Here is a 20,771-nt window from a genome sequence, read left to right on the forward strand (position 1 = left end):
GCGGCAGCAAGATTTAATGGCATATGCAACTGATCGATACCCACGTCCATATTAATTTCGATGCCTTTCAGGCCGATCTCGATCAGATCGCTGAGGCCTGGCGTCGTGCTGGCATTGTTCACCTGGTTCATTCCTGTGTAGATCCTCAGGAGTTTCCTGTGACTCAGGCTATTGCGAATCGCTTTCCCGAGGTGTCCTTTGCTGTGGGGCTGCATCCCCTGGATATGGATAAGTGGTGTGGCGAGGCTACATCCGGTGAGATTCGCTCCCTGGCGATGTCAGATAAGCGGGTGGTGGCCATTGGTGAGACGGGGTTGGATTTCTTTAAGGCGACGGATTACGAGGTGCAGCTGGAGGCGTTTCGAGCCCAATTGAGGTTGGCTCGAGAGCTCACTCTACCAGTGATCATTCATTGTCGCGAGGCGGCTCGGCCGATGGCTGATCTACTCTGGCGGTTCTGGCAGGAGGAGGGCCCGGTAACCGGGGTGATGCACTGCTGGGCAGGGACACCGGACGAAACTCAATGGTTTCTTGATTTAGGGTTCTATGTGAGTTTTAGCGGTATTGTCACGTTTAAGAACGCGAACACGGTGAAGGCGTCGGCCCAGATGGTGCCATGCGATCGCATCCTAGTCGAAACCGATTGCCCCTTTCTGACGCCAGAGCCATGCCGTAAAGAGCGGCGTAACCAACCCGCCTACGTCCACCATGTAGCCAACCACGTCGCTACCTTACGCGGTGTTTCTCTAGAGACCTTGGCTGCCCAAACAACTGCTAACGCCGTTCGGTTATTTAACCTGCCGATTTCTCTATCTCAATCGGAGTTATCTACCACCCACGGCTCGTAGATTAAAGTCCATCTACGCCAGATCTGCTTGACAAATAGAGCGAAATAAGTCTGTTATGTTGAGCCATAGCGAAGGAGAACGATACACTAGAGCCATTTACCCAATACGGTGGCGCCGATTGGGCTGTTTGTACTTTAAAGATTCTCATCTTGGTGCGCTCGGCCAGTTCCCTGCCCCCGTCTATCCCGTGACAAACTAACCCTGTGCTAAGTCAAAAAGCTAGATTTTCCAAAGATAAATCTCCCGATTACCCAGTGCTGAACTAACTCCCCTCTAAATGCGATGGTCAAATATTGGCCCAAGCGGGCCATCGCCTCCCATATCCGAGCTGCTCCCGCCAGCTACCCATCAACACCCAAACGCTAGGAATCAAGAGTCCGTACCCACTTGATTCCCTGCCATTAGCCAATGCGCGTGAACACAATTGATTACTCAGGGCCTTACCTGCTTGAGGAGACGCATGACTGATCAGACTTATACCCCAGCCACCTTTGTTTTGCCCGATCTCGTTGAAATCCAGCGTTCCAGCTTCCGCTGGTTTCTAGAAGAAGGGTTGATCGAAGAACTTGAAAGTTTCTCCCCTATTACTGACTATACCGGTAAACTTGAGCTCCACTTCCTGGGTAAAGATTACCAACTCAAGAGCCCCAAGTATGCCGTTGACGAGGCCAAACGGCGAGACGCCACCTACGCCGTTCAGATGTATGTCCCCACCCGACTGATCAATAAAGAGACTGGGGAAATTAAGGAGCAGGAAGTCTTTATCGGCGATTTGCCCCTGATGACCGATCGCGGCACCTTCATTATCAATGGAGCCGAACGGGTCATTGTGAATCAAATTGTTCGTAGCCCAGGAGTTTACTACAAGGCTGAGACCGATAAAAACGGTCGTCGCACCTACAATGCCAACCTCATTCCCAATAGAGGAGCCTGGCTTAAATTTGAGACCGACAAAAATGACTTAGTCTGGGTCCGTATTGATAAGACCCGCAAGTTATCAGCCCAAGTCCTCCTGAAGGCCCTAGGGCTATCGGATAACGAGATCTTCGATCAGCTACGCCATCCAGAGTACTTTCAAAAGACCATCGAGAAAGAAGGCCAGTTCAGTGAAGAAGAAGCCCTGCTAGAGCTGTACCGTAAACTGCGGCCGGGGGAACCTCCCACCGTCTCTGGCGGACAGCAACTGTTAGAGTCTCGATTCTTTGAACCCAAGCGCTACGACCTGGGGCGGGTCGGCCGCTACAAAATCAATCGCAAGCTACACTTGAGCGTTCCCGATACTGTACGGGTCCTCACCCCCCAAGATATCCTGGCAGCCATCGATTATCTCATCAATTTAGAGTTCGATATTGGTAGTATCGACGACATTGATCACCTCGGTAACCGCCGCGTCCGGTCGGTCGGTGAATTACTTCAGAATCAGGTGCGGGTAGGTCTCAACCGTTTAGAGCGGATCATCCGGGAGCGCATGACAGTGTCTGACGCCGACTCCCTCACCCCCGCTTCTCTGGTCAATCCGAAGCCATTGGTCGCCGCCATCAAAGAATTCTTCGGCTCCAGCCAGCTATCCCAGTTCATGGACCAAACCAATCCCCTAGCTGAGTTGACTCACAAGCGTCGTCTCAGTGCCCTAGGTCCAGGGGGCTTAACCCGAGAACGGGCAGGGTTTGCCGTGCGCGATATTCACCCGTCCCACTACGGTCGTATTTGCCCTATTGAGACCCCAGAAGGCCCCAATGCCGGCTTGATCGGCTCCCTAGCCACCCATGCTCGAGTGAATGAATTCGGCTTCATTGAGACCCCCTTCCACAAAGTCGACAATGGCCGAGTCCGTAAAGATCTACCTCCCATCTACATGACAGCTGATGAGGAAGATGATCTACGGGTAGCTCCAGGGGACATTCCCACGGATGAAGCCGGCTATATTTTGGGCGATATCCCAGTACCTGTCCGCTATCGACAAGATTTCACCACGACGACTCCCGACGAAGTCGACTATGTGGCCGTCTCCCCTGTACAAATCATCTCCGTGGCCACTTCTTTGATCCCATTTATCGAACATGACGATGCTAACCGTGCCCTGATGGGCTCAAACATGCAGCGTCAAGCGGTGCCATTGCTAAAGCCTGAGCGTCCCTTGGTTGGTACTGGTTTAGAGGCTCAAGCCGCTCGAGATTCAGGCATGGTCATCGTTAGCCTTACGGATGGTGAAGTGACCCACGTTGACGCCAATCAAATCCGTATTCGAGATGCTGAAGGCATCGAACATAAATACGTTCTCCAGAAATATCAACGGTCCAACCAAGATACCTGTCTGAATCAGCGCCCTCTTGTTTTCCATGGGGACCCGATCAAAGCCGGCCAAGTCATTGCCGATGGCTCTGCCACTGAGGGGGGGGAGATTGCCTTAGGGCAAAATATTCTAGTAGCCTATATGCCCTGGGAAGGCTATAACTACGAAGATGCCATCCTCATCAGCGAACGGCTGGTGTATGACGACGTTTACACGTCTATTCACATCGAGAAGTATGAAATTGAGGCGCGACAGACCAAATTAGGCCCAGAGGAAATCACTCGAGAAATTCCCAACGTCGGTGAAGACTCTCTACGTCAGCTGGATGAAACCGGTATTATTCGCATCGGTGCCTGGGTAGAGGCCGGAGATATTCTCGTCGGCAAAGTAACTCCCAAGGGAGAATCTGACCAGCCCCCAGAAGAAAAGTTACTACGAGCTATTTTCGGAGAGAAGGCTCGCGATGTGCGAGATAACTCATTACGGGTACCCAACGGTGAAAAAGGTCGCGTGGTAGATGTTCGCGTGTTTACCCGTGAACAGGGTGATGAACTTCCTCCCGGGGCCAACATGGTCGTGCGAGTCTATGTTGCCCAAAAACGCAAGATCCAGGTGGGTGACAAAATGGCTGGTCGCCATGGCAACAAAGGGATTATTTCCCGAATCCTGCCGGTTGAGGATATGCCCTACCTGCCCGATGGCACACCTATTGATATCGCCCTTAACCCCCTAGGGGTTCCTTCCAGGATGAACGTGGGTCAGGTATTCGAGTGTCTTCTAGGTTGGGCTGCAGAAAACCTGAATGCCCGTTTCAAAATCACGCCATTCGACGAAATGTATGGTGGAGAGGCATCTCGTAACAGTACCCACAACAAACTCCAGGAAGCTCGCGACACCAAAGCTCAAGATTGGGTCTTCAACCCCGAAGATCCCGGCAAGATTCAACTCTATGACGGGCGTACCGGGGAACCCTTCGATCGCCCTGTTACAGTTGGTAAGGCCTACATGCTGAAGCTGGTGCACTTGGTGGACGACAAGATCCACGCCCGTTCCACAGGCCCTTATTCCTTAGTGACTCAGCAGCCCTTGGGTGGTAAGGCCCAGCAAGGTGGTCAGCGCTTTGGTGAGATGGAGGTGTGGGCTCTAGAAGCCTTTGGTGCTGCCTATACTCTGCAAGAGCTCCTAACGGTCAAATCGGATGATATGCAAGGGCGCAATGAGGCTCTCAATGCCATCGTCAAAGGCAAAGCCATCCCCAGACCTGGTACTCCCGAGTCTTTCAAGGTGCTGATGCGGGAACTACAATCCCTCTGCCTAGATGTGGCCGTGCATAAAGTAGAAACCCGTGAGGATGGTACCAGCCGAGATGTTGAAGTTGACCTAATGGCAGACGTCAGTAATCGCCGTACCCCCTCCCGTCCAACCTATGAGTCCATTACCCGGGAAGAACTAGAAGGGATTGAAGAATAGTTACTCTGCCAGGCACTAGAGGTCATACTCTGCCTATGTTGGCTCTGAGTAAACTGGCCACTAGTGCCTCCGTCCCCCATTCACTATTTGCGTAGAAGGAAGTCAGTCAGCATGCCTAAGCTCGAACAGCGGTTTGATTACGTCAAAATTGGCCTTGCTTCTCCCGAACGAATTCGCCAATGGGGCGAGCGCACTCTTCCCAATGGCATGGTAGTGGGAGAGGTGACCAAGCCGGAAACCATTAATTACCGAACTCTCAAGCCTGAGATGGATGGCTTGTTCTGTGAACGGATCTTCGGGCCAGCAAAAGACTGGGAGTGCCACTGTGGCAAATACAAGCGGGTTCGACACCGAGGCATCGTGTGTGAGCGATGTGGTGTAGAAGTTACTGAATCTCGGGTACGCCGTCATCGCATGGGCTACATCAAATTAGCTGCTCCCGTAGCTCACGTTTGGTATTTGAAAGGGATTCCTAGCTACATTGCCATCTTGCTGGATATGCCCTTGCGAGACGTTGAGCAGATCGTCTACTTCAACGCCTATGTCGTCCTAGATGCTGGTAATGCTGAAAATCTGACCTACAAGCAACTGCTGACCGAAGATCAGTGGATTGAGATTGAAGATCAGCTCTACGATGAAGAGTCCCAACTGATCGGCGTCGAAGTTGGCATTGGAGCAGAAGCCCTGCAACAGCTCCTACAGGATCTTGACTTAGAAGCAGATGCAGAGAACCTACGAGAGGAAATTGCTAACTCCAAAGGGCAAAAGCGGGCCAAATTAATTAAGCGACTGCGGGTCATCGATAACTTCATCGCTACTGGGGCAAAACCCGAATGTATGGTGCTAGATATCATCCCAGTGATTCCGCCTGATTTGCGACCGATGGTGCAGTTGGATGGAGGTCGGTTTGCAACTTCTGACCTGAATGATCTCTATCGTCGGGTGATTAATCGCAATAACCGTCTGGCCAGGTTACAAGAGATTTTGGCCCCTGAGATTATTGTCCGCAATGAGAAGCGTATGCTTCAGGAAGCTGTTGATGCCCTCATCGACAATGGTCGCCGTGGCCGTACTGTAGTCGGAGCTAACAACCGACCATTAAAATCCTTGTCAGACATCATTGAAGGTAAGCAAGGACGATTTCGGCAGAATTTGCTAGGTAAACGAGTGGACTATTCTGGGCGCTCGGTGATTGTGGTAGGTCCCAAGCTGAAAATTCATCAGTGTGGTCTGCCCCGGGAGATGGCCATTGAATTATTTCAACCATTCGTGATTCACCGCCTGATTCGGCAGGGCCTAGTCAATAATATCAAGGCAGCTAAGAAGCTAATTCAGCGCAATGATCCTAGTGTCTGGGATGTGCTGGAAGAAGTGATTGAAAGTCATCCGGTACTTCTAAACCGCGCTCCTACCCTACACCGCCTAGGTATTCAAGCCTTTGAGCCCATCTTAGTTGAAGGTCGAGCCATTCAACTCCATCCTCTAGTCTGTCCTGCCTTTAACGCAGACTTTGATGGTGACCAGATGGCAGTGCATGTGCCACTATCCCTGGAAGCTCAGTCAGAGGCGCGACTGCTTATGCTGGCATCTAACAATGTGCTGTCTCCAGCAACGGGAACACCTATTATTACCCCTAGCCAAGATATGGTCCTGGGATGTTACTACCTGACAGCAAATACTCCCTATGACCAAAAAGGTGATGAGCGTTACTTTGCCAGTATGGAAGACGCCATTTTGGCCTTCGAACATGGGCTCGTCGATCTACACGCCAAAGTTTGGTTGCGGTACGACGGTCCTGTGGAGTCAGATAATTCGAATGACAAGGTCCTCGAAGAAATCAAAGCCGACGACGGTACCATCACTAAGATCTATAAGCTGCGCCGGATACGAGAAGACGCCGAAGGGAGCGTGATATCGCAGTACATCAAAACCACGCCGGGACGGCATCATCTACAACAAAACCGTTCAAGATGCCTTAGTGAGCTAGGCAAATATGGCAAGGCGGTCATGCCAGCAATCACAGGCTGATTATGCAGTTACTGAATGAAGGGCGGAGAGACGCAATGGCAGAGCAAGGGGCTAATCAATCGGCAGCTAAGCTGTTTAGAAATCGCACCATTGACAAGAAGCAACTCAAGAAGCTAATTTCTTGGTCATTTGCTAATTTTGGAACTGCTCGTACAGCACAGATGGCAGATCTGATTAAGGATCTAGGCTTTCGCTACGCTACCCGAGCAGGTGTATCCATCAGCGTAGAAGATTTACAGGTACCACCAAGTAAACGCCAGCTTCTAGAGTCGGCAGAAGAAGATATTCGCATTACTGAAGAACGCTATACCCGTGGCGAAATCACCGAAGTAGAGCGTTTTCAGAAAGTCATTGACACCTGGAATAGCACTAGTGAAGAGTTGAAGGATCAAGTGGTCAGCAATTTCAAGACCAATAATCCTTTAAACTCAGTCTACATGATGGCCTTTTCGGGGGCTCGTGGCAATATCTCTCAGGTGCGTCAGCTGGTTGGGATGCGGGGACTGATGGCTAATCCTCAAGGAGCCATTATTGACCTACCCATCAAAACCAATTTCCGAGAAGGCTTGACTGTAACGGAATACGTAATTTCCTCGTATGGTGCTCGTAAAGGGTTGGTCGATACAGCCCTACGGACAGCTGACTCTGGTTACCTCACTCGCCGCTTAGTGGATGTGTCCCAAGATGTCATTATCCGTGAGGCTGATTGCGGCACGGAGCGAGGGATTCCCCTACGCAGTATGACCGATGGTGAACGGGTCTTAATTCCTCTAGAAGATCGGCTATTGGGTAGGGTGCTCGCCCAGGATGTGAAGCACCCCGAAACAGGAGATATCATTGCCCACCGCAACCAAGGCCTATCGACCGATATGGCCAAGCTGATCTCTAAAGCTGGTGTGGACGAGGTTATAGTACGTTCTGCCTTGACCTGTGAGGCGTCTCGCTCTGTATGCCAGAAATGCTATGGCTGGAGCTTGGCCCATTCGGAGATGGTTGACCTCGGGGAAGCCGTGGGAATTATTGCGGCCCAGTCCATCGGTGAACCAGGAACCCAGCTGACGATGCGGACGTTCCACACGGGCGGAACCTTCACAGGCGAAATGGCTCCTCAGATTCGCGCTCGCCTCGATGGAACCCTGCAGTTGCCCAAGCGCTTTCGGAGTCGGACGTTTCGCACTCGCCATGGTGATGATGCCATGGTAATTGAAGCGAACGCTGAACTCACTATTCAGGGAGACGGGAGTAGCCAAACAGAGGCCTTAGCCCAGGGTTCCATTCTCTTTGTCAAGCCAGGAGAGACAGTTAAAAAAGGGGATCTCGTAGCAGAGATGCCAAGCACAGGTCGGGTCCGCAAGGTCACAGAAAAGGCCACTAAGGACGTGACTACAGACCTATCTGGGGAGGTCAAGTTCGCTGGTCTAATCCAAGAGGAAAAGACAGATCGTCAGGGCAACATGACTCGTTTAGCCCAACGGGGTGGATTGCTCTGGGTATTGTCAGGTGAGGTGTATAACTTGCCACCAGGGGCAGAGCCCGTCGTCAAAAATAGTGACCATGTAGAAGCCGACGGTATTTTGGCGGAAACCAGGCTGATAAGTGAGCGTGGTGGGCTAGTACGTTTGCCCCAGGAGGCTGAAGGCAATACCGTCCGAGAAGTAGAAATTATTACGGCTTCGGTGCTGTTGAATCAGGCTGCTGTCAGGATAGAAAGTGGTCAGGGGCGAGAGCATTATGTCCTTGAAACGGCCAATAATCAGCAATTTTCTCTCATTGCCACCCCAGGGACTAAGGTGACTAACAACCAGGTGGTAGCTGAGTTAGTGGATGAACGCTACCGCACCCCGACAGGCGGTATCCTTAAGTATTCCGGAGTTGAGGTCGCTAAGAAGGGGAAAGCTAAGCAGGGTTATGAGGTCGTTAAGGGAGGTACCCTGCTATGGATTCCGGAAGAGGCCCATGAGGTCAATAAGGATATTTCTCTGCTGCTGGTTGAGGACGGCCAGTATGTTGAGGCAGGTACTGAAGTCGTAAAAGACATTTTCTGTCAGAGCAATGGGGTCGTTGAGGTTGTTCAGAAAAATGACATCCTACGAGAAGTCCTGATTAAGCCTGGAGATCTGCATATGACAGATGTCTCTGAGGACCTAATGGACAAGGAAGCTACTCTAGTACCTCCTGGAGAGCAATTGACCCCGGAATTGACCATTGAGGACCTGCGTTATGTCGAATATGTTGAAACTCCTGAAGGGCCTGCTCTGTTACTACGTCCAGTAATTGAGTTCACCATACCTGATGACCCCGATGTACCTAGTCAAGAGTCGGTGAATGATGCGGGGGGTGAGATTCGCCTGCGTGCCATTCAGCGGATTCCTTATAAGGACGGAGAACGGGTGAAGTCGGTTGAGGGGCTGGAACTACTGCGTACTCAGTTACTACTGGAGATTGAACATGATGGACCCCAGCTGGCTGCTGATATCGAATTAGTCCCGGATGAGTCTGATGCAGACATCATGCGGTTACAGATGGTGATCTTGGAAACATTGATCGTTCGTCGTGATGTAATTGCAGATCAGACTCAGGGGGCTACCTTGACTCGTCTCCTAGTCAAGGATGGTCAACAAATTGAACCTGGTGCCGTTGTTGCTCGTACTGAAATCCAGTGTAAAGAAGCAGGTGAAGTTCGAGGAATCCGAGAAGGAGCTGAGGCGATTCGTCGGGTCTTGGTAGTACGGGATACTGACCAGTTTACCGTGGACTTGGCCGGCAAATCTCCCAATGTAGCTGTCGATGATTTAGTCGTCGCTGGTAGCGAAGTTGCCGATGGTATTCGCCTGGAGGAGTCGGGCCAGATTACGCGCTTGGAAGGAAATACCTTGACCATACGGATTGCTCGCCCCTATCGGGTATCGACAGGAGCTGTTTTACACATTGATGATGGTGATCTGGTCCAACGGGGTGACAACCTAGTGCTCTTGGTCTTCGAGCGGGCTAAGACCGGTGATATTATCCAAGGCTTGCCTCGAATTGAGGAACTCTTGGAAGCCCGTAAACCCAAAGAAGCCTGTGTGTTAGCTGAGCGATCTGGCACAGCTCAAGTGGTGTACGGAGATGATGAGACCGCTGAAATTAAAGTAATCGAAGATGATGGGGTGGTCACAGAGTATCCCGTTAGCCCTGGTCAAAACCTGTTGGTGTCGGATGGGCAATATGTGCAGACAGCTGAGCCGTTAACGGATGGCCCAGCTAATCCTCACCAAATTTTGGAGGTCTTCTTCCGTTTTTATCAAAGTCAGGGTCGAGGAATTCATGAAGCGGCTATGATGAGCCTGCAGAGTGTCCAAACGTTCCTGGTCAACGAGGTACAGTCTGTGTATCAGTCCCAGGGAATTGATATCTCTGATAAGCACATCGAGGTGATTGTCCGCCAGATGACTTCTAAAGCTCGGGTTGACGATGGCGGCGATACCACCATGTTGCCCGGTGAGTTGATAGAAATTTATCAGGTGGAGCAGGTCAATGAGGCCATGGCGATTACGGGAGGGGCTCCCGCCCAGTACACGCCAGTATTGCTAGGGATTACGAAAGCCTCCCTGAATACGGACAGCTTTATCTCAGCGGCTAGTTTTCAGGAGACCACTCGAGTGCTGACGGAGGCTGCCATTGAGGGTAAGTCAGACTGGCTGCGCGGATTGAAGGAAAATGTCATTATTGGCCGCTTGATTCCGGCTGGTACCGGCTTCAACGCCTATGAAGAGGTGATGGCAACTGATATTGACACCGCTTTTGAATCGGCGTTGCTAGACGATGATATGCCCCTTCATGACATGGTGCTGGATGATCGCACAGCTCGCACCTATGAGCTGGAAGGGAACTTGGGAGTGCTCTCCGATGATGACATGGTTGTCGGTAATGATACGGACTCAGATACTCAGCGTCGAGCTGGGAATGGGTCAGGAATTGCCCATGATGATGATCTGCTCATTGATGATCAGACAGAGGCTCCTGAGTAACTCTTAGGCCTTTGAGGTGGCCACTGTAGGCCCTCTGTCGCAGGCGGGGGGCCTGCTTTTATGGCATCAGCTAGTTACTTGAGACATTGCCAATCGATTCCCTGCTAATACCAGCTCTCTAGTTTCGAGCTACACTTCTAGGCCTAGGGAGCAAAATTTGTAGCTGTCAGGCAAAGAATTGGTATCAGTCTGGAAAGATTTAAGTGACTCGCCATCATAGTCAAGCTTGGTGGCAATGACCACGGTATATGATTAGGCGACGAACTGACAGCGTTCGAACCGCAACATCATAGCGTCGAGGAGGGCGGCATCACCGAAGCCAAAATCACGACGGACGCCAAAACCACCGGCTATCCAGGACTGCTGCCAAGGGAGTTGCCAGTACCATAGGGCGGGCAGATGACCAGGTGGTGCCTCTAGGTCGAAGGTTAGCCGGGAGTAGGGTTTACAAAAGGCCAGGGGCGACTTATCAGAGAGGAGCCAGCCGATAGTGTGGCTGAAACGCAGGGCTTTGGGGGAAATGGCATGGCGATAAATCTGATGTTGCACTGAGAAGCCAAACTGACCACCGCTGTACTGGGTCCAGAGATAATCGAGTTGATGCAGTAGGTGGCAAGGCAGATGGGCAACTGCAGCGGTATCTAGCCAGCCTTCCTGGACTCGATTAGCAGCTTGTAGAAGGACATCGCAGGTGGCTTGGTCGGCAGCCTGCCAAGCGGATTGGGCTAACAGTTGGGTCAGATCTTCGTAACTCCAATCGAGGGTAACAGCTTGCATGGGCAGTGTTAGGCTCAGAGGGCTTCGGGGATATTGAACAGGGTGTCGTCGGGGATATCGCTAGGCATACACTTTTCCAGGTGCAGGAAGAAGGCATCGACAACGTTGTCGGTGAGATGATAGCCGCTTTCGATGGCTTCGCAGGCCCAGCGCCAACTGGGGAGATGGCCCGGGGGGGCATTGAGATCAAATTGTAGTTCGCTGTAGTTTAGAGGGCTTGGTGTTAAGGCAATACCGGCTAAGGAAAGGCCTCTTTGCCACTCTAGGCGTTGTAGAAAAGCGTCTAGTCGTCGTTGTTCATCAGCATAAATTTGCCGTTGACGACTGAATCCGAAGCGACCATGGCTGTGGTGTAGCCAAAGTTGATTGATGGTCAAAAGGTCAGTGCAGGGGATCTGTAGGACGGTATCTCCGGTGAGGGGAGCCATGTCATGGCTGCCAGCGGCTTGGAGCATGGCCTGTTCGGTTTCTTGATCGGCGGCTTGCCATTCTCCTGACCAGAGCAGTTGACGCAGGCGCGAGTAGTCTACTCCGGCTGCAGAGGCAACGCTGCCGTACCAGTTAGCTGTAACCTCAACCTCGACGGCCTGGGTTTGCTCGGGGGACAATTCCCAGATGCGGCGGGCTTGTTCTAGGCGGCCTTGATCAAACTCCCGGGGAAAAAGACTGGTCCGAATCGTGTCTTCGAAGAGGGTGCGGTACTGTTCGATGGGATCGGGGGCTGGCTCGGGAGTCGGGGCTGGCTCGGGTGAAGGCGGTTCAATGGGCTCGGGTTGGAGATCGATGGCCCTGATGGTGGCTAGATAATTTTGGTGAATGGGCTCGGTGTCGTCTGGGTGGAGTCCGAGGTTGTTGGCTAAGAGTTGTAGCTCTTTCCAAAGGTCTGGAGAAATGGGTGAGTGTCGGTTGAGTTCAGCCTGAAATACCTGACGATAGTGGTCGAGTTTGTCTTGTCGGGTGCGATGGGGGCCTAAGGCTTTTGCCACCAGACTGTCGGCAGTTTCTTTGGTCAAATCGAGTTGGTGTCGCAACCAGTCTAGGTTGGCTTGTTCGACGGGGGTAAGTTCACCGTGGCGGCGAGCATAGCGCTCGACTAGGGCTTGGAAGGCTCGGGGGGCTGGCAGCAGGTGTTCGGCGGCCTGAATAATTGCTTCTAAGTCTTCAAAGTTGCGACTGATGACCTGGAGTTGGGCTGCATGAACTTTGATCTGAAGGCAAATTTCACAGGGATCGTCGTAGATGCGATCGCACACCGCCTCCAAGACTGCCCGCAATCGATGGGGAGGCAAGTCTAGCAGCTGCACCCCAATCCGCCCCTGCTCCGGAGTCATCGTATCGACGATGTAGCTCAGCGCTTCCTCCTCTAGGCCAGGGAGATCATAAAGATCCTGATAAAAGACCTGGGCCCGGTGATCCCGATCAGTGGCACTGAGATCGGCATCTGTAATTTGAATCAGCCAGTCAAGCTGAGTATCGCGTCCTAAGCCGCCTCCATTCATAGTGCCTCACCATTGCAGATGCTGCCCCATGTTATACCAGGTAACCTCCCCTACGTCGTGCCTTAGACCGGAGATCGCGGTTAAATCATCCCTCTCCTCAGGAGTCACGCCCCACCCCAGGCAGGATGTCATACTAAAGGATGTTTGCACTGCCTGCACTGCGCCTTGCCCATGACAGCGTCCACCGACTTTTTGGCTCAACTCAATCCCTCCCAGCGGCACGCCGTAGAACACTTTTGCGGTCCCTTACTGGTGGTAGCTGGAGCCGGATCAGGGAAGACCCGGGCCCTCACCTATCGCATTGCCAACCTAGTCCTCACCCATCGCGTTGATCCTGAAAATATCCTGGCCGTCACCTTCACCAACAAAGCTGCCAGGGAGATGAAAGAGCGCATAGACGTCCTATTTGCCGAGCAAGAGGCCCAAGCCAACTATGGTAAACCCCTGTCGGCCTTATCGGCCCGCGACCTGACCCAGCTCAAATCCAAGATTTATAAGACCCTGACCAAACACCTCTGGATTGGCACCTTCCATGCCCTCTGTGCCCGCATCCTGCGGTTCGATATCGAGAAATACCAGCATCCCAACGGCTATCGTTGGACCCGCAGCTTCTCCATCTTCGACGAATCCGATGCCCAAAGCCTCGTCAAAGCCATCGTCACTCAAGCCTTAAACCTAGACGACAAAAAATTTAACCCCCGCTCCGTACGCTACGCCATCAGTAACGCCAAAAACCAGAACCTCACCCCCGATGATTTTGAACGAGAACAGCCCAACTATCGAGGCCGAGTCATCGCCGATGTCTACCGCCGCTATCAACAGTCCTTGGCCGAAAATAACGCCCTCGACTTCGACGATTTAATCCTGGTTCCCGTGCATCTGTTTCAGCAAAATGAGCAGGTGCTGGGGTACTGGCACAAACGATTTCGCCATATCCTAGTGGACGAATATCAAGACACTAATCGCACCCAGTATGATTTGATTCGCCTCCTGGTGACCAATGGGGAAGCCATTGACCGTTTCAACGACTGGCAGCACCGGTCTGTATTTGTGGTCGGGGATGCCGATCAAAGTATTTATTCCTTCCGGGCGGCCGATTTCACCATCCTGATGAACTTTCAAGATGATTTCGGCGATCGACTCCCCGACGACGACACCCGTACCATGGTGAAGCTGGAAGAAAATTACCGCTCTACCGCCAATATTCTAGAAGTAGCCAATCACCTGATCGAAAACAACACCGAGCGTATCGATAAGGTATTGCGGGCTACCCGGGGAGAAGGGGAAAGCATTTTCTGTTATCGGGCTGACGACGAGACGGCGGAGGCAGATTTTATCGTTGCCCAAATTCGGAATCTAGAGTTTCAGCACCCAGAGCTGCGCTGGAGCGACTTTGCCATTCTCTACCGCACTAATGCTCAGTCCCGGGCCTTCGAGGAAGTCCTCACCCGCTACAGTATTCCCTACCAGGTCGTGGGCGGTTTACGGTTCTATGACCGCCGCGAAATTAAAGATGTCTTGGCCTACTTGCGGGTGATTGCCAACCCCGCCGATAGCGTCAGCCTAAAGCGCGTGATCAATGTCCCCAAGCGGGGAGTCGGTAAAAGCACCCTAGAAAAACTAGAGAATGCCGCCCAAACCCTAGGCGGGGTGCCCTTGTGGGAAATCCTGACCGACGAGACCTCGGTGAAGACCCTGGCAGGGCGCTCTGCCAAGGGCGTCATAGCCTTTACTCAGCTGATTAAAACCTACCGAGACCGGTTGGACAGCGCCAAGGGCTCTGAAATCCTACAGGATCTGCTGGACGCCTCAGGGTACGTAGAGGCCCTCAAGACTGAAGGCACTGACGAAGCCTACGAGCGTCTGGGCAACGTGCAGGAACTCTACAACGCCATACTGCAGTTCGAAGAAGAAAACGAAGAGACCTCCCTGCTAGCCTTTCTAGCCAATGCTTCTCTAGCCTCCGATCTAGACAGTGTGGATGAGAGTGGCAATATGGTCTCCCTGATGACCTTACATTCCTCCAAGGGCCTGGAATTCCCGGTGGTGTTCTTAGTGGGACTAGAGCAGGGGTTATTTCCCAACTTTCGCTCCCTGGAAGATCCCGCCGCCACGGAGGAAGAACGTCGTCTCTGCTACGTCGGCATTACTCGAGCCAAAGAGCGGCTGTTTATCTCCTATGCCCGAGAACGCCGTCTCTACGGCAGTCGAGAACCTGCTAGTCCTTCCCTCTTTCTGGCAGAACTCCCGACTGACCACATCACAACCAATGTGGGTCTGGGGCTGCCCCAGCGGATGACCACTCCGATGCGGGAAACCCGGCGAAAGCAGGCAGCGGCTGCCAAACCCGGCTCTGGAGCCCATGAATTTGATTGGAATGTGGGGGACCAAGTCGTGCACAACGCTTTTGGTAGTGGGGAAGTCACCCATATTTTCGGCGCGGGTAATAAAATCTGCTTGGCGATTAAATTCCCTGGCCTAGGGCGCAAGATCATCGATCCGAAACTGTCTACCTTGCAACGGCTAGAGTAGAGACGCAATGTATCGCTGCCCTATAACGGGTCGCGGAGCAATAGCAGCAGGACCTGTCGCCCCGTTCTTGGCTCAGGTCTTGGGCGTCAAGGGGTTTGATGTCGAGGTCAGCCCTAGGGGAAGCTTAAGCCCATCAGATGCGTGAAAAAGTACGTTAAGATGGCCAGCAGCCTGCTTGATGATGTCGGTGCCTACCGTGTCCCCTAAGCCAGCTTCAGATACCTCACTGCGGTCTCGACCATCCCAGGATCATGGGCCAGTGCTGCTGACGGCATTGATGCTGTTGGGAGTCGCCTGGACCATTTCCCAGTGGTCTGCAGCCTCCCCCCCTCGTCTAGGTCCGGTGGAGTGGGCACCCCAGCCGCAACCGTTGGCCATGCAAGGGGGCGATCCCTATATTCGGGCGCTGATGCGTACGATTTCAGCCGCCGAGTCGAATACTCGTCAGCCTTACCACGTACTCTATGGTGGATACCAGGTAGACGACCTGAGTCAGCATCCAGAAACCTGTATCACTATCGTCACGGGGCCTAATAAGGGCGACTGCACGACTGCGGCTGGCCGCTATCAGTTTCTCGATACCACTTGGTCTGCCAAGGCCGAGAAATACCATCCCCAGCCGCCGCCCTGGTATGAGGTCTGGCAGCATTATAGTTTTGAACCCCAGTTTCAAGATGCCGTGGTCTACCGTTGGCTCAGTGACCCGAGTGCTTGGGGAGTAGATTTAGCCTTGCTATTGCGGCAGGGGGAACTACAACGGGTGTTAAAAATTCTCTCTGGCACTTGGACCAGTTTGGGCTACGGCATCGAAGACAACAGCATGACAACTCGTCTACCCCGCATCTATGAGGCCATGCTGCAAGAAGAACTCGCTCGCACCAGTGCAGTGCCATCTAAGACGTCACCGGGCTCATCGTGATTGGGATTTAGGATTACCTTCACTTGTAAATGTTGGCTGCCTTAAGCATGTGATACGTAATTAGTAACTGGGTGAGGGCCAGGGGATAACTCTGCAAAATCTCGCCAGTGGTTCCCACAACTTTGCCGATATCTTCATTACCTTCCAGGCTACAAAACTGCCCCAAATAAGGAATCTCGTTGCAGAGGGTACGTTCCAGCTCTTGCACCTGTTGGGCGTTAGCGCGGCTATCGATCCCTAACACATCTACTGGTTTACCCATGTCTCGATCCAGCTCTAGACGAATGGCATCCCCTAGATGAGAGTTTTTGTCGTCTAACAGATGGGTAAAGTCGGGATGGGGAATCGTGGGTCTCAGCACTAGCCGCACGTTCAACAGAAGATCATCTTGGTCCCCATTACCGTCATTGGGTGGATAAAACGTGACCACGACATCCGCCCACTGGCGTTGGGGGCGAATGAACGCCTCTGAATCTGGCTCTCGCTGCTTCAGTTGAGCCAACACTTGTTCATCGGTGTAGCCCCGCTTGCGAGTATCTCGCTTGATCTTCCAATGGGCTCGTAGCGATTCGGGAGGAGCCAAATAAACTTTGACATCGTAGCTGTCTCGGGCCGCCCGAGTGTAGTAGCCTAAGAGCCCCTCAACAATCACAAAGCGGCGGGGAAAAATGTATTCGGGGGGATCAAATTTTCCGGTGTCGTGATTATAAATGGGTTTGAGAATTGGTTGGCCAGTACGCAATAGCCCCAGATGCTGCTGAATAATATCGATATAGTTGCAGTCAGGGTGAACGGCTGAAATACCAATCTCTTTACGCTGTTGTCGATCGTAGCGGTGGTAGTCGTCGGTGCAGATGGTGGTGACTTGATCCTCACCAAGGATCTGAGCAATGCCTCGGGTTAAGGTCGTTTTCCCAGCAGCGCTATCACCAACAATGCCGAGAATAATGGGACGACTAGCCATGGAGCCTCCAGGACAAGGATAACCTTTCCATTGTAGAGAGCAATCTACCCTAACTCAAGGCATGGCTAATGGGACTAGTGTTCTGTCAGACCTAGATTTTAGGGTGTTGATTGGGGCTGGCGATCTAACGCACCGGCTACTGCCCATAACCTCAGACCTGACGAAACACTAGCCAGAAGTTAAGAGACGACCAGATTAAGTCACCCTTGAGCCAAGCTGCCTCAGACGAGACCTGGCCCTAGGAGGCAGACAGCACAACTGTAGCCGACGCCTTACTCGCCATCATCTGCTTCTGAGTCTGTCCCATTGATTTGCTTGAGGCGAATGTGCTTGCGGCCGAGGGAGATTTCAAACTCATCGCCAGGCTTAAGTCCCATCTGCTTAGTATAGGCAGAGCCAATCAACAGATTGCCGTTGGACTGCACCGTGATGCGATAGCTAGCGCTACGACCACCCCGGCCATTGGCATCACTTTGGGTGTTATCGAGCTGAATACCTTCTGCCTCGATTAGGGCATTCAGGAACTTCATCATATTGACTCGCGGGGCACCATTTTTAGTAATGGTATAGTAGCCGCACTCCTTTGCCTTTTCCTCTCTGCTGAGGTGATCTAACTCTTTGACTTTCTTGACTAAGTCTTTACCGGTGAGGGGTTCCATCTTCGTATCTTTAGCCATCAACTCTCGTCTCTTAGAACAACAGGGCTACGAAAAGAGCAGAGGATGTTTGTAGTGTTACTAAATCCTACTTTCCGTGCGCATCTAGCTTAACTGTAATGATGACATGCAGAATGATACTACATTGAAATAGTTTTTTGCATTTAATTTGCCTGGGAAATTCCATCACGACTCAATTAGTTGGTGTAGAGATCGAGAGGTCTGATCGATCTAGCCGACGAAATAGATCAAATCTGGGTTGCCGCTCCCAGGGCCAATTCACGATGGAAATCTTAACGCGCTTCTCAGGCCGGTTTTATCAAGACTGTCAGCAGCTTGTATGAGCGTTCACGGTAGTTCTGAACCTCCTGCTTGTCGATTGTCCAAGCAGTTTGCCAACCATCTCTAATACCGGTGCTTAAATAACGGCAACCCGGTCTGGTCTCTAGCGCTTACTCCCGCGGCAGCCCAACCCTGTATGGACAGGCAACGAATGAGGTGTCCCTGCCTAAGCCGAGGCTCTTTAGAGCAGGCTCAGATCAGCAGGGGGCGTTCTGTCAAGATTCGTTGATAGAGACATTTAGTCTACTAGTCTAAGAGGATAAGACTCAGGAATACCGCAGTAGATAGAGAAACTCTGCCCCCAATGAATTGTTTGGCTTTCTCTACGCTTGAGTGGCGCCTGCAGAGCATGACGGTTAAGGAGTGTGCGATGGAACTGCCCCTATGAAGTTAACGACTCGCGGTCATTACAGTGTTAAGGCCCTACTCGATCTCAGCCTACAACCGCCGACGCAACCAGTCTCAGTGACTGCGATCGCACGTCGCCAAGAGTTACCGGCTCCCTATTTAGAAAAACTGTTGTTGGAGCTGCGCCGAGCCGGGCTAGTGGACTCTGTGCGGGGAGCCCAAGGGGGCTATCGCTTGGCCAAGGCTCCAGACCAAATTTCCCTGGGCCAAATTCTAGAGGCCGTGGGCGAAACCATCGACCCGTTACCACGCCACCAACCGCAGATGGAACAGGCAGAGGACTGGGTTACCTTTACCGTCTGGAGACGGCTGCATCAAAAGCTTAAAGAAGCCCTCTACAGCATTTCCCTAGAGGATCTGTATTACGACGCCCGCAGTTGGCAAGCCGCCCAAGGGGAAGATGCCAGCTTCGTGGTATGAGGCGGTTGGCATTCTCTGGTTAGCGGCCCTGCTAGATTTTGGCATTGGCGATCCGTGGCAGTGGCCTCACCCGGTCCAGGCCATGGGACTCGTCATTCAGCATGGCAGTGTCGTGGCCCTGCGCCTGCCTAATGCCAGGGCTCGACGCTGGGCTGGGGTAGTTCTGGGCAGTGGGCTGGTGGCGGGCAGTGGCGTCGGGGGTTGGGGGCTAGTGCATCTGGCCAGTCTAGGCCATCCCTATCTGGGTTATGGGCTCGAGGCCGGCTTGTTAGCCAGTTGTCTGGCGGCTCGCAGCTTACGACAGGCGGCGATACATGTGCTGCAGCCTTTAGCCCGGGGAGACTTGGCCACGGCCCGCCGCCATCTCAGTCTCTACGTGGGACGCGATACCGATGGACTGGCAGCCCCCGAGATCTATCGGGCCGTATTGGAAACGATCAGTGAAAATGCCACCGATGGGGCGTTTGGCCCGCTGTTTTATGGCCTGCTGGGCTTGGTGGTGCCGGGGGCTGGGGCGGGGCTGGCCTTGGCTTACAAAGCCGCGAGCACTCTGGATTCTATGGTGGGCTATCGCCAGCCCCCCTATCGGGAGCTGGGGTGGTTTAGTGCCCGCTTGGAAGATGGGCTCACTTGGTTGCCCTGCCGCCTTACCGTGCTCACTATTGCCCTACTGTCGGGACGCCCCGGCCATGTCTGGCGGCTCTGTCGTCGCGATGCGATCGCAGATCCCAGTCCCAATGCCGGTTGGAGTGAGTGTGCCTATGCCGCTGCCCTAGGGGTGCAGCTCGGCGGGGAAAATCGCTATGGCGGTCGGCCGACATCTAAACCCCTGTTGGCAGACCCACTCTGTCCCATTACCCCCGCCAGCATTGAGCAGGCCCTACACCTGACGCGCCATGGCCTCTGGCTGTGGTTGCTGCTGGGCAGCCTCTGGCTAGGGCTGGGACGATCGACGCTGGCTTAGGGAAGACCACCATTATGATCAAAGTGCTATTATCCAGCCCTTTGAGGTCCCCATGTTCCCCACGGTCGTTGAGATTTTATCTGCCGATGAACTGCGCCGCACCCTCAATCGCTTAGCCTCCGAAATCGTGGAGCGGGCCAGTGCCGTCTCAGACTTAGTCTTGGTGGGCATCTATACCCGGGGGGTGCCCCTAGCCCAAAGCCTGGCCCAACAAATTCAGCATCTGGAAAATTACCAGGTTCCCCTAGGAGCCCTAGATATCACCTTCTACCGGGATGACTTAGATAAAATTGGCATCCGCACGCCGGCTCGCACCAGCATTCCCTTCGATCTCGCTGGCAAGACTGTGGTGCTGGTCGATGATGTCATCTACAGCGGCCGCACCATTCGGGCAGCTCTCAATGCCATTAATGACTATGGTCGGCCCGATGTCATTCGCCTCGCCGCCCTGATCGACCGAGGCCATCGCCAAGTGCCAATTCACCCCGACTTCGTCGGTAAGACCCTACCCACCTCCCGGGAAGAGTCGGTGCGGGTGTTTGTGCAGGATATCGATGGCCAGGATGGCGTGCAGTTGTTAACTCGCTAATTCCCCATGGCTAATGCTTGGATTTATGGGACACTACCCCCAGCGACTGTCC

General features: G+C 52.9%; 12 protein-coding genes and 1 pseudogene. 9 read left to right on the forward strand and 4 right to left on the reverse strand.

Annotated elements, in window-relative coordinates; all coding sequences use genetic code 11:
• Positions 1-23 precede the first annotated feature (23 nt).
• From XM38_RS17775 to XM38_RS17790, 4 genes and pseudogenes are all read left to right on the forward strand, one after another.
• Positions 24-848 carry a TatD family hydrolase gene (locus XM38_RS17775; RefSeq protein ID WP_080809828.1) on the forward strand — a complete coding sequence of 275 codons (825 nt, stop codon included), beginning with the start codon at positions 24-26 and terminating at the stop codon, positions 846-848.
• A 460-nt stretch (positions 849-1,308) separates the two neighbouring features.
• The gene (gene rpoB, locus XM38_RS17780; protein WP_080809825.1) at positions 1,309-4,611 is read left to right on the forward strand and encodes a DNA-directed RNA polymerase subunit beta; all 3,303 of its coding nucleotides are present in this window, start codon (positions 1,309-1,311) and stop codon (positions 4,609-4,611) included.
• Positions 4,612-4,722: 111 nt separating this feature from the next.
• Positions 4,723-6,598 (forward strand): annotated as a pseudogene (locus XM38_RS17785) (DNA-directed RNA polymerase subunit gamma).
• A 76-nt stretch (positions 6,599-6,674) separates the two neighbouring features.
• A complete protein-coding gene (locus XM38_RS17790; protein ID WP_088431759.1) occupies positions 6,675-10,649 on the forward strand; it encodes a DNA-directed RNA polymerase subunit beta' in 3,975 nt (1,324 codons plus the stop codon).
• A 252-nt stretch (positions 10,650-10,901) separates the two neighbouring features.
• Here XM38_RS17790 and XM38_RS17795 read toward each other — a convergent pair whose 3' ends face one another.
• Positions 10,902-11,426: a GUN4 domain-containing protein gene (locus tag XM38_RS17795; protein WP_088430580.1), complete on the reverse strand. Its 525-nt coding sequence runs from the start codon at positions 11,424-11,426 to the stop codon at positions 10,902-10,904.
• A gap of 14 nt (positions 11,427-11,440) precedes the next feature.
• The gene (locus XM38_RS17800) at positions 11,441-12,925 is read right to left on the reverse strand and encodes a GUN4 domain-containing protein (RefSeq protein ID WP_088430582.1); all 1,485 of its coding nucleotides are present in this window, start codon (positions 12,923-12,925) and stop codon (positions 11,441-11,443) included.
• 171 nt (positions 12,926-13,096) lie between these two features.
• On the opposite strand from XM38_RS17800, the gene pcrA reads away from it, so the two are divergent.
• Together pcrA and XM38_RS17810 are read left to right on the forward strand one after the other, a co-directional pair.
• Positions 13,097-15,457: a DNA helicase PcrA gene (gene pcrA, locus XM38_RS17805; RefSeq protein WP_080813629.1), complete on the forward strand. Its 2,361-nt coding sequence runs from the start codon at positions 13,097-13,099 to the stop codon at positions 15,455-15,457.
• 178 nt (positions 15,458-15,635) lie between these two features.
• Positions 15,636-16,376, forward strand: coding sequence for a glycoside hydrolase family 24 protein (locus XM38_RS17810; RefSeq protein ID WP_080813627.1), 741 nt, complete (start codon positions 15,636-15,638; stop codon positions 16,374-16,376).
• A gap of 19 nt (positions 16,377-16,395) precedes the next feature.
• On the opposite strand, the gene XM38_RS17815 is transcribed toward XM38_RS17810, so the two are convergent.
• Together XM38_RS17815 and XM38_RS17820 are read right to left on the reverse strand one after the other, a co-directional pair.
• Positions 16,396-17,340 (reverse strand): phosphoribulokinase, encoded by a 945-nt coding sequence (locus tag XM38_RS17815; RefSeq protein ID WP_080813625.1) that lies wholly within the window; start codon positions 17,338-17,340, stop codon positions 16,396-16,398.
• Between the two features lie 272 nt (positions 17,341-17,612).
• Entirely contained in the window at positions 17,613-18,017 is a 405-nt protein-coding gene (locus tag XM38_RS17820; RefSeq protein ID WP_080813623.1) for an AbrB family transcriptional regulator, read from the reverse strand.
• Positions 18,018-18,722: 705 nt separating this feature from the next.
• Here XM38_RS17820 and XM38_RS17825 point away from each other — a divergent pair.
• From XM38_RS17825 to pyrR, 3 genes are read left to right on the forward strand one after another with little or no spacing between them, the layout of a single operon-like run.
• Positions 18,723-19,166: an Rrf2 family transcriptional regulator gene (locus tag XM38_RS17825; RefSeq protein WP_080813621.1), complete on the forward strand. Its 444-nt coding sequence runs from the start codon at positions 18,723-18,725 to the stop codon at positions 19,164-19,166.
• On the forward strand, positions 19,147-20,130 hold the full coding sequence (gene cbiB / locus XM38_RS17830) for an adenosylcobinamide-phosphate synthase CbiB (RefSeq protein WP_088430584.1): 984 nt from the start codon (positions 19,147-19,149) through the stop codon (positions 20,128-20,130). The genes XM38_RS17825 and cbiB overlap by 20 nt, the downstream gene beginning before the upstream one ends.
• Before the next feature lie 52 nt (positions 20,131-20,182).
• Positions 20,183-20,719: a bifunctional pyr operon transcriptional regulator/uracil phosphoribosyltransferase PyrR gene (gene pyrR / locus XM38_RS17835; protein ID WP_080814335.1), complete on the forward strand. Its 537-nt coding sequence runs from the start codon at positions 20,183-20,185 to the stop codon at positions 20,717-20,719.
• Positions 20,720-20,771 lie beyond the last annotated feature (52 nt).

Source organism: Halomicronema hongdechloris C2206 (assembly GCF_002075285.3).
Lineage (GTDB): Bacteria > Cyanobacteriota > Cyanobacteriia > Phormidesmidales > Phormidesmidaceae > Halomicronema_B > Halomicronema_B hongdechloris.